The 13,719-nt window shown below is 40.3% G+C and carries 13 protein-coding genes; 10 read left to right on the top strand and 3 right to left on the bottom strand.

Going from position 1 to position 13,719, the window contains the following annotated elements; genetic code table 11:
- Positions 1–545 precede the first annotated feature (545 nt).
- The 8 genes from BLQ57_RS14225 to BLQ57_RS14260 all read left to right on the top strand — a co-directional run bounded on the left by BLQ57_RS14225 (position 546) and on the right by BLQ57_RS14260 (position 8,550).
- Complete coding sequence (locus BLQ57_RS14225) at positions 546–1,964, top strand: exonuclease domain-containing protein (RefSeq protein ID WP_240507821.1); 1,419 nt, start codon at positions 546–548, stop codon at positions 1,962–1,964.
- Positions 1,965–2,344: 380 nt separating this feature from the next.
- Positions 2,345–3,382, top strand: a complete 1,038-nt coding sequence (locus tag BLQ57_RS14230) for a hypothetical protein (RefSeq protein WP_087940023.1) — start codon at positions 2,345–2,347, stop codon at positions 3,380–3,382.
- Between the two features lie 66 nt (positions 3,383–3,448).
- The gene (locus BLQ57_RS14235) at positions 3,449–4,237 is read left to right on the top strand and encodes a hypothetical protein (RefSeq protein ID WP_087940024.1); all 789 of its coding nucleotides are present in this window, start codon (positions 3,449–3,451) and stop codon (positions 4,235–4,237) included.
- 83 nt (positions 4,238–4,320) lie between these two features.
- A complete protein-coding gene (locus BLQ57_RS14240) occupies positions 4,321–4,893 on the top strand; it encodes a CsgE family curli-type amyloid fiber assembly protein (RefSeq protein ID WP_087940025.1) in 573 nt (190 codons plus the stop codon).
- Between the two features lie 9 nt (positions 4,894–4,902).
- Positions 4,903–5,331, top strand: a complete 429-nt coding sequence (locus BLQ57_RS14245) for a curli production assembly/transport component CsgF (RefSeq protein WP_087940026.1) — start codon at positions 4,903–4,905, stop codon at positions 5,329–5,331.
- Positions 5,332–5,468: 137 nt separating this feature from the next.
- Entirely contained in the window at positions 5,469–6,719 is a 1,251-nt protein-coding gene (locus BLQ57_RS14250; RefSeq protein ID WP_240507822.1) for a CsgG/HfaB family protein, read from the top strand.
- A 5-nt stretch (positions 6,720–6,724) separates the two neighbouring features.
- Entirely contained in the window at positions 6,725–7,369 is a 645-nt protein-coding gene (locus BLQ57_RS14255) for a carboxypeptidase-like regulatory domain-containing protein (RefSeq protein WP_087940028.1), read from the top strand.
- A 206-nt stretch (positions 7,370–7,575) separates the two neighbouring features.
- Positions 7,576–8,550 carry a response regulator transcription factor gene (locus tag BLQ57_RS14260; protein ID WP_169712760.1) on the top strand — a complete coding sequence of 325 codons (975 nt, stop codon included), beginning with the start codon at positions 7,576–7,578 and terminating at the stop codon, positions 8,548–8,550.
- A gap of 10 nt (positions 8,551–8,560) precedes the next feature.
- On the opposite strand, the gene BLQ57_RS14265 is transcribed toward BLQ57_RS14260, so the two are convergent.
- Positions 8,561–9,517 (bottom strand): NAD-dependent epimerase/dehydratase family protein, encoded by a 957-nt coding sequence (locus BLQ57_RS14265; protein ID WP_087940030.1) that lies wholly within the window; start codon positions 9,515–9,517, stop codon positions 8,561–8,563.
- A gap of 145 nt (positions 9,518–9,662) precedes the next feature.
- Between BLQ57_RS14265 and kbl the strand changes: the two genes are divergently transcribed.
- Entirely contained in the window at positions 9,663–10,856 is a 1,194-nt protein-coding gene (kbl, locus tag BLQ57_RS14270) for a glycine C-acetyltransferase (RefSeq protein WP_087940031.1), read from the top strand.
- 143 nt (positions 10,857–10,999) lie between these two features.
- The gene (locus BLQ57_RS14275) at positions 11,000–11,593 is read left to right on the top strand and encodes a helix-turn-helix domain-containing protein (protein WP_169712761.1); all 594 of its coding nucleotides are present in this window, start codon (positions 11,000–11,002) and stop codon (positions 11,591–11,593) included.
- Between the two features lie 351 nt (positions 11,594–11,944).
- Here the strand turns inward: BLQ57_RS14275 and cdaA are convergent, their stop codons facing one another.
- Entirely contained in the window at positions 11,945–12,826 is an 882-nt protein-coding gene (cdaA, locus tag BLQ57_RS14280; protein ID WP_087940033.1) for a diadenylate cyclase CdaA, read from the bottom strand.
- Positions 12,823–13,710, bottom strand: coding sequence for a dihydropteroate synthase (folP, locus tag BLQ57_RS14285; protein WP_087940034.1), 888 nt, complete (start codon positions 13,708–13,710; stop codon positions 12,823–12,825). The genes cdaA and folP overlap by 4 nt, the downstream gene beginning before the upstream one ends.
- Between the last annotated feature and the right edge of the window lie 9 nt (positions 13,711–13,719).

Genomic DNA, 13,719 nt, shown 5'->3' on the forward strand with positions numbered 1-13,719 from the left:
AATTTTTCATCACCGTGGGTGTAAGCCCACGGATAAGAATCTACACACCTGGATAAAGCCCTGCAGGGGCGACACTTCTCCATAGGTCCTAATGGGGAAAGGTATTTTAATAAAAACTAGCTATACAGGTCAGAACTTGAAAATTGTCCATTGCACATTGAAAATTGCCAGACCCCGTTTCCATCTTGCTGGCATTGGCCTTGAGGTTTCCGAAAAAAACAAGGGACAGCGCTGGGATCGTCGTAAAACCAAATACCCCGCATTTCGTTTGCCTGCGCTGCATTCTGGCCCTTCGCTAAATTTGTCCTTTTGGACAAATTATTAACGCTCAGTCCTCTCCTCCCTCATACGGGGCTATTCATAGTTTGACCCCTTCAGGGTCAGCTGGGTTCGACTTTGTGCTCGTTGTAAAATGAGCTAGTCCCGAACCTGCCTTTGCCGGTAGGCAGGCCTACGGCACTTCGATATGATTCATCGATTAAACAGTTCGACAATTCATCACTTCCCCATCAATACCTTCCTGACAATTATTGTCTAATTCCGAAATGACTCAAGTACATTCCTTACTTTTGAATATGGAATTTGCTATCGTCGATATAGAGACCACAGGAGGAAATGCGAAGTTGGGAGGTATTACAGAAATCGCCGTAGTGATCCATGATGGACATCAAATCGTGCATGAGTTTCAGACTCTCATCAACCCTGAACAGGGAATTCCCACTTATATCACGGGATTGACTGGAATAGATAACCAAATGGTTCGGTATTCCCCCACTTTTGAGCAGATAGCAGAGCAACTTTGGGAATTGCTGGAAGGCCGCGTTTTTGTAGCTCATCAGGTTAATTTTGATTTTGGCTTTATCGCTGAGGCTTTTTCCAGATTGGGCAGAAAGCTTTCCAGCCCCAAACTCTGTACCGTTAGGCTAGCGCGAAAGGTTTTTCCAGGAATGCGCTCTTACAGCTTAGGAAGGATCTGCGAGAGCAAAGGCATTCCGATTTTAGCCCGGCACCGAGCCATGGGAGACGCTAAGGCCACGGCTATCCTTTTTGATCAAATGCTAAAAGTGAATAAAGCACATATTTATGAATCCCTGAAAAAAAATACTGGGCTGACTTTTCTGCCTCCTAACTTTCCTTTGAGTCGATTTCGAGAAATACCTGAGGAAACAGGGATTTATTACATGCTGGACAATAAGGGGAAGGTCATTTATGTAGGAAAAGCAAATAATATCAAAGAGCGATTTAAGGGCCATTTTACAGGACAAGCCCTACCTCATTTAAAAAATCAGCTTAAAGTCGAAATCCATAATTTAAAATGGGAGTTGACCGGAACAGAATTTATGGCCCTCATTCTGGAAGCCTTGGAGATTAAGCGTCTCTGGCCAAAATATAATTCGGCCCTAAAAATGCCCAAAACACTTTGGGGCTTGTTTTCCTATATCGATGGCGTGGGTTATCAGCGGTTTCAAATAGCCAAAGTCAGTGCATCACTCCAACCTTTGGAGACCTTTTTTTCTAGGGAAGAGGCTCAGGATTTTCTGAAGGAAGCTCTGAGTCAGCATTCACTTTGTGCAAAATTGTCCGGACTGAGAAAAGTAAACTGTGCTGATGTGAAAGATCAAAATTGTTATGGTGCTTGCGAACAAAAAGAGGGAATAACTGACTATAATGAGCGCACGCAACAATTTCTTTCAAGAATAAAAGAAAGTAGAGGAGCAATCGCCATCGAGCTACCTGGAAGAGCTAGCCATGAAAAAGCCTGCTGTGTTTTTGAAAACGGTATGCTGACCAAGTATGGCTTTTTTGAAGAGGCCACTTTTAAAGAAGCCCAATTAAACCCTGTAAAACCCTTTCCTGAAACGGCTTACATTTTAAGACAATTTTTCCATCGTTTTTCTACAGATCAAATCCAAGTGTTAAGTCATTCGGAATCTGTAAGCCAAGAGTGGACATTAGGTTTTTAAATAGAATTCTCAGCGAGATAGATTTTTGTCATCAAAAAAATGTCTTTGAAAGACAATCACTGCTTTACCTACTTATCAAAGATTAATTGATAAATCTAATTTTATTGATTTTTTTCTAAGATTAATTCAATTTTTTTACTATTTCTGATTGAATATGAGTGAAAATACGCATTAAAACTTTTTAAAATTGTCGGAAATTACGCATTGTCACAGGACTTCCTTTGGTCTACTTTTGAATCAAATACAAAAAATAGTATTTGAAATAAGTTTTATATTATTTAAAACTTTCTCTTATGATCAAATGCGTTTTTTGGAACTCCAAATGGATTGACTGACAATCACATATAATAATTCTTTTAATCAATTTAAATTTTCAAACCATGAAAAAATCAATTTTGATGTTGGGTGCCCTGGCTTTTACAGCAGGAGTGGCCTTCGGACAGGGGAATACAGCTTCCTCAAGCACAACAGGTAATGGAAACAGCTCATCTGTTTTGCAAACTGGTCAGAGTAACTCAGGTACCACTTCCCAAACAGGGAACAATAATGAAGCTCTAATTCAGCAAGGAAACTTTGGTGGTGGTAATGTGCAGTCCAACAATGCCTTAGGTTCTATTTCTCAGATAGGTGATAGGAATACTGCTTCTGTTTTGCAAAGACAAGGTTTCTCAGGCGGAACTGCTGTAAGTGAGCATTCTGTAGAGCAAATCGGAGATAGAAATGACGCATTCCTTCAAACCTTTAACGGTGGAAATACAGGTTCTGTCTACCAAATGGGAGATAGAAATACCTCTTTCAGTCAGCAGTCAGCTTCCGGTCACGCTGTAGATATTGACCAAATCGGAAATGGAAATACTGCTCGTACCTTCCAATTAGGTGGAGGAGACAATTCCGCTGCTATCCGTCAAGATGGCGACAATAATTTTGGTGAAATCAGACAGTCTGGAAGAAATAATAACGCATCTCAGTGGATCGCGGGTTCTGGAAACACAGGTTACTCTACTCAAGATGGATTGTTCAACAATCAGCGAACTGAAATTACAGGTAATGGAAATGATTTTTCTGTAGAACAGTTGGGTGATAGAAACTTCTCTTATGTCAATGCTAGAGGAACAGGTCCTGGCGATAACGGGTTGAGGCTTAATAACTCTTCTATTGAAATCCTTCAGGATGGAAACAATAACAGAATCAGTGGTTCTATGGGAGGAAATAGAAACTCTCTTGAAATTCAGCAAACTGGTGAAGGAAACCTAATCTTGGGATCAGGTGGAGACTGGGCTGCATTAGGATTTACCATTGAGGGAAATAGAAACTCAGGTATCGTAACTCAAATGGGTTCTGCTAATACGGCCTCTTTCCAAATGATCGGAAACGGAAATAGCACCGTAATTTCGCAAGGTCCTGGATCTTCGCTTTAATAAATAGTTTTTGTAGACTTCCCATGGGCAATTCTATGGGAAGTCTTCATTTTAAAATAATATACCATGTCTTTCAAAATTAAATACCTTTTGACTTTGCCTTTGGTTCTTTGCACCTTTTTGGTGCTAGGTCAAGGTAGATTTAATGGGGAAGATATAATTAGTAATGGGCTGGTTTCGGCTATGGATGTCAGCTTCAATAATGGAGCTTTTGTCTCCCAAATAGGTGATAATAATTCAACCGAAATACAGCAGAGCAAAAGCAGTGGTTTGGGAATCAATTTCCCATCACAAGGTCTTAGCCTCTTTCCTGGTAATAATGGGGATTTTCCCTCCCAAGGTATCGGTGAATTCCCCGGAATGGGGAATGGATTGGTTCAAGGTCTAATACCTACCATCCCATTTAACCTCGCTGCAGTCAATCAGATGGGCAACCGTAACCATGCTCAAGTTGGCCAAGATGGAGTAGGTCTTATTACCTTGGTCAATCAGATGGGGAATGCAAACATCGCTTCGCTTAACTCATCAGGCAATAATGTGGTACAGGCATCCAATCAGATGGGAAGACGAAATGAGATCTCCAGTGATATCAACTTCAACGGTTTAGGTGGAACTGTAGCTCTCTACAATCAAATGGGCAGAGATAATTCCATCGATGTCAATCTCAACACTTCCTTTGGTTTTGGAATACAGCCGGTTTTAATCAATCAGATGGGACAAGGGAATCAAGCGAATGTGGATGTAAATACATTCTCAGGTCCTGGAAATAATATCGTCATCAGTCAAACTGGCGGAATGACGATGAATATCACTCAATCTCCTGGTATCGGAATTTTGCCATTTCGAACACGTTAATCAACCGTTTATAATCTAAAGTTTGAAAATAAAACTATTCAAATTTAATTTAGGAATATAAATTACAATTTCGTGAGGAATAAATGAATTCTAGGCTAAAATATAGTTTTGTTGATGAATTGAATCAGAAAAAGAAAAAGGAATATCTTTTTAAGGTGTTTCTTTTTTCTTTATGCTTCTTTTTTTGCTCGCATGTGTCTGAAGCTCAAGTACAAAAAGAAAAAAATGACTCGACCAAGCAACTCAAAAAAACAGAACAAGAACTTAAATCCCTACTCGAAAAAATTGTAAAAGAAGAAGTCAAAAAAGTGTCCTCAGATGCAGAGTTGGAGATAGACGGATTGATCGTCGATGAGACCAAAACCAAGGTAGGACGAGATTTTTATGATTTCTTTTTTCGTGATTGGCAAGCACCTGAGGAAGCCAGCAATTACTCCATATTTATTATTGAAAAACCTTTTCGATTAAATACCACGATTATCGAAATTAAAATAAATGAAATCACAGTATTTGAGTCTTTTCTTCAACCCCGTGGGGATTTCGTAGAAAATCTTGCGGTGCAGTCAATAGCAAATACTCAGTTTTATTTGCAGCAATACGATGAACTCGTCAGAGAGTTGGGTGGAGAAGATACTCGAGGAACTGGAATTTATTGATAACCAATTATGAAAAAACTACTCTTATTGATTCCGATTTTAGTTTTTGGATTGATGTCTTTTGAGGCTCAAAGTCAGCAGCTCGTTTATAGACCACAGAATCCAGCTTTTGGTGGTGATACGTTTAACTATCAATGGTTGCTTTCCTCTGCTGAAGCTCAAAATACCACACGAGATCCCAATGACCTTTCCAATGATCCCTTTGGATTTCAAAGAGATCCATTACAGGATTTTTCTGAAACACTCAACCGACAAATCTTAAGTCGTCTTGCCCGTGATATTGTAGATAGGCAGTTTGGTGAGGATTCTATCGGTGAGGGAAATTACGACTTGGGTGATTATCAAATTCAAATCAATAATTCAGGATCAGGTCTCAGTATTACTATCGTAGATGTGCTTTCTGGTGCTACTACGAATATTGAAGTGCCATTTTTCTAAAAACCTTTATGTTCAATAGAATTTGTAAGAGGGGAGGACAGCTGCTTGTTTTTTGTCTTTTGCTCAACTCGGCATGTTCCCCTTATTATTATCAGCCCTTCAATAATAGAGATGCTAGGCTTGGTCCTGAAACTCCCATGAAAAAGGAGCTACAGGAATTACCAAAGCCCCAAGAACCTATTTATGTGGCGGTATATAAGTTTAGAGATCAGACAGGCCAATACAAGGAGTCAAATGTAGGTGCAAGTTGGTCTACTGCTGTGACTCAGGGCGCTACCAATATTTTGATCCGCGCTCTTGAAGAATCAGGTTGGTTTGTGCCTATAGAGCGTGAAAATATTTCCAACTTATTGAACGAGCGGAAAATCATCCGCTCGAGTAGAGAACAGTATGAGGGAAGTAATAATGTATTGCTTCCCCCGCTTTTATTCGCGGGAGTATTACTGGAAGGAGGAATCGTTTCTTATGAAACAAATGTCTATACCGGAGGAGCCGGCTTACGATACTTTGGCACAGACGCTTCCTCTCAGTACCGGGAAGATAGAATCAGCATTTACTTGCGAGCCATTTCTACCAATAATGGTAAAATTCTGAAAACAGTCTATACGACAAAATCCATTCTCTCTCAGGAGGTCTCAGCGGGCTTGTTTCGCTATGTCAAATTTCGACGTCTACTAGAAGCAGAAACGGGATACACTTACAATGAACCCCGTGAAATGGCCATTATAGAGGCGATTGAAAAGGCAGTTCACAGCCTAATAATAGAAGGCGCAGTGGACAACCTGTGGCAGTTTGCAGAAAATGATGACAGTACTCAGGTTGCCGTGGATCAATACATGGCAGAAAAAGAAGAAAATCAAAGGATAGACTACATCGGAAGAGTTCAAGATTTTGATGAACGTACGTCTACATACCTCTCTGTGATGGGAAATACCCAAACTTACGTGGGAGATTACTCCAGTATGATGTTTAGGCCTGGTTTCACAGCCGGTTTGGGAGTCGGGCTATCCAAATCACTATTCTTAGAAGCAGGTGCAGGAGTCCAGCAAATCGAAATTAAAGAATTGGTACAGTCTGTTGATTATTTCGCGGACTTGAATCTTGTCTACATGGCAAATCATAAGGGTAAATTATCTCCCTATGCATCAGCCGGATTAGGAAGCTTTTTTGATCTTGAGGATCAAGTGGGACTTTCCAATAATTCTTGGCTCCCTTATGCCAAATACGCCGCTGGTGTGGAGTATTTGTTTTCGGATAAAACTTCCTTGACTTCCAGATTTTATGTCAATCAACTATTCAATGATCGCTATGATGGGGTAGAGGCCGGTACATTCAATGATGTCATCTGGGGCGTCAATCTTGGATTTCGTTTTTACCTAGGAAAATAACTCGTATGAACTATAGAATTTTAAAAATAGCTTCCTTTTCTCTTTTGTTATTTGGTATTTCCTCCTGCGAAGAACAGTTGGTGAATGTGGATCGATTTGGCACTATCACAGGAATAGTAGTAAACGGAAGTACTTATGAACCTCTTCCAGGTGTGCTGATTACCACCTCGCCGGCGAGTAGTGCGGTCTTGACAGATGAAGGAGGTAGTTTTCAATTGGAGAAAATTGTCGCCGGAGATGTATTAATCAACGCAAGAAGAAATGAGTACCTCACAGGGTCTATCAATGTGGCCGTTTTTGAAGAAGAAAATACCTCGGTAACCTTCTTCTTACTCGAGGATGAAAATAATGTAGGTAATGTGGTTTTGTTTGATCCTGTTCCTGGAAATGGAGCAGTGGATCAACCTTTAACACAGACGCTAAGCTGGAATGTAGACCAAGAAGATCGATCTGTGGAGCTTGAGTACACGGTTTACCTTTTTGAAAGTAATTCTACTACTCAAACCATCGTATCAGAGAATTTAGCCAATAGAGAAGCCGTTGTCTCTAATCTTCGGCCAAACACCACTTATTTCTGGTATGTCGTGGCCAAGTTTGACGGTAAGAATGTGGCGAATAGTCCGACTTGGACCTTTAGAACAGGTGCTTAAAATTCAATTCAGGCAATATTAGGTTTTAGCTAATACTGTATTATTCTACCTCATCTTCCTTCCCCTAGCAAGCTGAGGTAGAAGATTCCTCGTAATAGGTCTACTGTGCTTTTGGAGAATGAAAAAATCTTTACAACAAATACATGTGCAATCATGTTGCACTAATAAGTTTTTGCAGTAATTGTTTTAAAAAACTATTTCTTCTTATGAGTAATGTATTATTGGTTCAGCCTAAGGAGAATGAAAGTCCCCTTGAAAGCCTCCTCCTTGACTTTGGGTATGAGGTGGAATTGTTTAGTGAGTTAGGAGATGTGCTGAAGGGGATCAACTCAAAGCGTTTTGATTTAGTGCTTTGCTCGAGTTGTCAAGGAAATCATGATGGCTTCTATGTTTTTAAGTCCATCAAGTCATTTTTGGAGGAGCTATTTATTCCATTCTTTTTGGTTTTGGAAAGGGAGGTTCTCAAAGAGGAATTGATGATAGTACATGATTTGGGGATTGATAATGTGATTTTCAAGCCTTTTCAGCCTGAGTCTATAAAGAGTAAATTGGAAAGGGCGTTAAAGAAAAAGACCGATGTAAATCTCTATAAAGTATTGGATTTCAAAACGTATTTCCAATCGACCTTGACTCCCATGATTTGGGTGAAAGATGAGAAAATCCAATCGATAAATTATGCAGTAGGGAAGATTTTTGGCAGTCAAGCAGAGGATGTTTTAGATAAAAAAGTGGAACAAGTTTTTGAATTAAAGGGAAATGAATCCACCCGTCTCAATTATTTCAAATTCAAACATCAGGTAGCCAATGAATGCTATTTGAACTCGATTTCCGCGAAATTAGCGACTCCATTACTTTTTGACTTATTTCTATTTCGTGGTAAGTTTTCTGGGATTTCTGAGTTTTTGATGGAACTGAAGATTAATTCGGGTGAGTCAACCCTTAAACCTAAAAAAAGTAAGATTATAGGGGAGGAATATGGCAGAATGGAACTCACTGCAAGAGAAAATGAGGTTTTTCATCTTTCTGAGGAAGGTTTCCCCTTGAAATTGATTGCCGAAAAGCTTCAAATTTCAAGGAGGACCGTGGAGAGACATCGTGCCAATATCATGCAGAAAACCAATTCCAATAGCATGATAGAGGCCATATCCAAAATCAGGAATTATGAGTTTCATAATTCCTGAGATCCTGATTTTATTTCTCTATTGGAAAAAAGGCGGGGAGATTAGCCAATATATCTTGAGTCATTTGATCTAAATCATACTCAGGGCGCCAACCCCAATCCTTTCTGGCCTCTGAATCATCAATACTGTCCGGCCAGCTATCTGCAATCTTTTGCCTAAAATCAGGTTGATACTCGATCTCAAAATCAGGATAATGTTTGCGAATACTCTCAAAAATTTCTTTCGGGGTAAAACTCATCCCCGCTAGATTGTAGCTTGATCGGACCTTAATAGATTCCTTGGGTGCTTCCATGAGATCAAGGGTGGCTTTAATCGCATCAGGCATATACATCATCGGAAGACTGGAATCCTCCTTGAGAAAGCAGGTGAATTTTTCTCCAGCTAGGGCTTTATGATAAATATCTACTGCATAATCTGTGGTGCCTCCTCCAGGTAGGGATTTATAGCCGATCAAACCCGGATATCTTAAACTCCGGACATCCACTCCGTATTTTTCAAAATAATATTGGCACCATTGCTCACCAGCCTGCTTGCTGATGCCATATACCGTATTGGGTTCTTTTACTACAAATTGAGGAGTATTTACTTTGGGAGTATTCGGTCCAAAGACAGCTATAGAAGAAGGCCAGTACACCTTGTTGAGTTTAAATTCTCGAGCAAGTTCCAAAACCCCCATTAAACTGTCCATGTTAAGCTTCCAAGCAAAAAGAGGTTTCTGTTCGCCCGTAGCCGATAATACCGCTGCCAAATGGTAAATTTGCGTAATCTTTTCTTCCTTGACCAGCTTTCTTAATCGCTCCTGATCCATCACGTCTAATACTTCAAATCGACAAAAATCAAACTTCGATTTGGCTTGTTCATTTAGGTCAGTAGCGATAACTTGCTCCTGCCCGTGTCTGTCTGTAAGTGATTTGGTTAATTCTGATCCCAACTGTCCAGCGGCACCGATTACAAGGATTTTTTCCATTTTCAGGTCTTTCTCAAAAGCACCTGAACCTACAGGGCTTTTTGTTTATATTTGGGTTTGCTTGCGCAAAAGTAAGAAAAAAGAGAGGGTCAAAGCGAATTTTTGACCAAAGGAAAATCTGAAACTTTATCATAAAAGCTTAAACATGTACGATCAGTTTAAACCCAAATTAGAACAAGAATTAAAATCTATCGAAGAAGCGGGCCTTTTCAAGAAGGAACGTGTAATCACCTCTCCTCAGGCGGCTGAAATCACGATCTCTGGAGGAAAAAAAGTACTAAACTTCTGCGCCAATAATTACTTGGGGCTTTCTTCTCATCCGCAGGTGATAAAAGCAGCTAAAGAGGCCATCGATTCTCATGGCTTTGGATTGTCTTCGGTTCGATTTATCTGTGGTACTCAAGATATTCATAAAGAGCTCGAACGAAAAATATCCGAATTTTTGGGTACAGAGGATACTATTCTCTATGCTGCTGCATTCGATGCCAATGGGGGAGTGTTTGAGCCTATTTTAGGGCCCGAAGATGCTATAATCTCAGATGCTTTGAATCATGCTTCGATCATCGATGGAGTGAGACTTTGTAAGGCTATGCGATTCCGATACGAGCACAACAACATGGAGGACCTGGAGAAGCAGCTACAGGATGCTGTGGCTAAAGGAGCGAAACAAAAGATCATCGTAACCGACGGTGTATTTTCCATGGATGGTACCATCGCCCAATTAGATAAAATTGTAGCCTTGGCTGAGAAATACGAAGCCTTGGTCATGTCCGATGAATGTCACTCCACCGGATTTATGGGTAAGACAGGAAGAGGAGTTCATGAGCATTGTGGGGTCATGGGAAAGATCGATATTATCACAGGAACCCTAGGCAAAGCACTGGGTGGTGCTTCCGGAGGTTTTACCTCAGGCAGAAAGGAAATCGTGGAATTACTCCGTCAAAGATCCCGTCCTTACCTTTTCTCCAACACCCTAGCGCCTTCTATCACCGGAGCATCTATCGCTGTGTTTGATTTGCTTTCGGAGACCACCGAACTCAGGGATAAACTGGAAGATAATACCATGTATTTTCGTGAGAAAATGACTGCCGCAGGATTTGACATTAAGCCTGGTACTCATCCTATCGTACCAGTGATGCTGTATGATGCAGTACTTTCTCAGCAAATGGCTGAGAAGCTATTGGAGAAAGGGATTTATGTGATTGGATTTTATTATCCTGTCGTACCAAAAGGACAAGCGAGAATTCGTGTTCAGATCTCTGCAGCACATGATAAGGAGCATTTGGATCAGGCGATTCAAGCCTTTACCGAAGTAGGCAAAGAATTGGGAGTGATTTAATTTTACTTTCTTTTAACCAAAAAGCCCGATTACACGATTTAATTGGGCTTTTTTTGATTCTGACTTTAATGTCGTAGAAATGACGTAAGTAATTTTTGCAGGGAGAAATGCTTCCTCTCTACTTTTGGAAAAATCAAATAAGCATGGAAAATAAAATAGGTCAACAGTTAAAGAATCTACGCGTTCAATCTGGTTATTCCCAAGAGGATTTAGCCCAACAGGCAGGAGTAAGTCTCAGAACGGTGCAGCGTTTCGAAAATGCCGAAACTACTCCCAGAGGGGACACTGTAAAGCGTTTGTTTCAGATTTTTGGTAAAAGTCCTGAAGAGGTCTTGGATTGGAGCAAGGAAGAGCAAAAGGGATTTTTATACACGATGATCCTCTCGGGATTGCTTTTTCTTTTCAGCCCGATGTTGGGATTAGTGATACCCCTTGTTTTATGGCTAAATCGAAGAAATAAAATAGAAGGAGTGGATTACTTAGGTAAAAAGCTGGTTAATTTTCAATTGACTCTTTTGATTCCATACTATATCGTTCGATTAATCGGTTACTTGCGTGTCTTACCTTCCTTCAATGATGGTGAGATCAGTATCGGTTTCTTTCAGTGGTCTTTCCAACTCTTTATTTGGAGTACGGCCATTACTTTTGGAGCAGTCATCTTGATGACAGCAGTCAATTGCTATCGTTTATATCGGAATCAAACGGTTTTTTACTTTGGGATTCCATTTATCCGCTAGGTTACCTTGGCCGCGGTGCTCTTTCCGCTTGTCCCTTTCCGGTTTCTTATCTTCTGTCTTCTGTCTTCCTTCTCCCATCTTCATGATTCTCTAGCTAATTATAAGAAATTACGATACAGGCTCTCTGACTTCTTGATTTTCTCACTCATGACTGTTGAAATCGAGCATGACCCAAAGCGACACACAGTGGTATGTCCCAAATTATCGGGGAAAATGTGCGAGACAAGCTATCCCGATACTCGGGACAAGTTATGGCCATTAAAAATCAAATTTTAAACACATATAAAGGAATAAATACCTATAAGGAGAGCGTTTATTTTACTGAAGAAAAAAAAATGACAAAAAAATGACTTAACTCTGACTTTTACTAGTCATGGCCATTTTCCGCTTTTTCTTCATTTCATAATCCTCTAGATTATCGAATCGGCTATCTACGTCGAGATTATTGAGGTAATCATTGAGTGTTTCTCGTACCTCTTGAAAAGACATATTGTGTAAGATTTTTCCATTTTTTGCCATGGATAATTGCCCTGTTTCCTCTGAAACAATCAGCACAACAGCATCTGTAGCTTCTGCCATCCCAATACCTGCTCGGTGTCTAAGGCCAAATTGGGCTGGAACTTCTCTCTCAGTGACTGGTAGAATACAACGAGCTGCTTTGATTCGGCCGTTATGGATAATCACCGCCCCATCATGTAGTGGGCTGTACTTGTTGAAAATAGAGACAAGTAGCCTTTTAGAAAGTTCAGCATCCAAGAGATCACCACTTTCAGCATAAAATTTCAATTCGGTACTCTTAGAAATGACCATCAAGGCGCCGGTATTGCTTCCAGCCAAAGTTTTGGAGGCATCAATGATAGGACTGATATTGAAGGACCCATTTTCTTTTTTTCTCCAAAAGAAGACCAAGTCCCTCCAGATATTGTCATTGGAGAGTAGGGAGGAACGTCCGATTAGAAGCAAGAATTTACGAATTTCGGGAGCAAAGATGATGATGGCAGCAATGACACCGACACCCATAAACTGCCCAAGAATGGAGGAGAGCAACTCCATTTGCAAAGCTCTGACTAATAGGTAGATCAAGTAGATAGATAAAAAGCCTAAAAAGATTTTAATCGCTACGCTCCCTTTAAGTAGCTTGTACACCTGATACAATAGAGCAGCCACCAAGGCAATATCTATCATATTGACTATGGAGATGTCTAAAAAGCCTATTTTAAATAAAAGGGTCAAGCGTAGAGTTGTTTATATAGTTCTAGGGTTTCTTTTGCTTCTTTCACATCATGAACTCTCAAGATTTTAGCACCTTTGAGAAGTGCTACCATATTCAAGGCCGTGGTACCATTGAGCGCATCTTTTGGATCTATTTCCAAGAGTTTGTAAATCATGGATTTCCTAGATAGCCCTGCCAAAATAGGTAATCCTAAAAGATGAAAATAATCTAGATTTTTGAGGATTTGATAGTTTTGCTCTAAAGTTTTTGCAAATCCAAAGCCCGGATCAATTATTACATCTTTAATGCCAAACTCACTTATAAAATCTAGTTTTTTGGCAAAATAGTTCAGAATTTCAGGGATAATATCCGAGTATTCTGTTTGTTTCTGCATGTTTTGAGGATTTCCTTTCATATGCATAGCAATATAGGGGACCTTGAGTTTTCCCACAGTCTCCAGCATCTGCTCGTCTAGGCTTCCTGCTGAAATGTCATTGACTAAGTGAGCGCCTGCATCTACCCCTGTTTTTGCTACTTTGGCCCGGAAGGTGTCGATAGAAATCAATGCTTCAGGAAAGCTTTCGCTGATCCAAGAGATCGCATCTGCCGTCCTTCTGATCTCTTCCTCTTCAGTCACCTCCGCCGCTCCAGACCTGCTGCTGTAGCCACCCACATCCAAAATAGTGGCTCCTTCTTGTAGCATCTTCTCCGCCTTGGTCAAAAGACTATCTTTTTCTAGGGCTACCCTGCTTTTATCATAAAAAGAATCGGGTGTAGTATTTAAAATCCCCATTATTTGCGGCTTTTCCCAAATGATAAGCCTTCCCTTCGATTGAAGTGTATATTTTTGGGGAAATAATTTATCTTCGAAGGAAGATGATGCAGTGCCTGTGGCCAAAACCATTAAACTAAG

Source organism: Algoriphagus faecimaris, from assembly GCF_900101705.1.
GTDB classification, from domain to species: Bacteria; Bacteroidota; Bacteroidia; order Cytophagales; family Cyclobacteriaceae; genus Algoriphagus; species Algoriphagus faecimaris.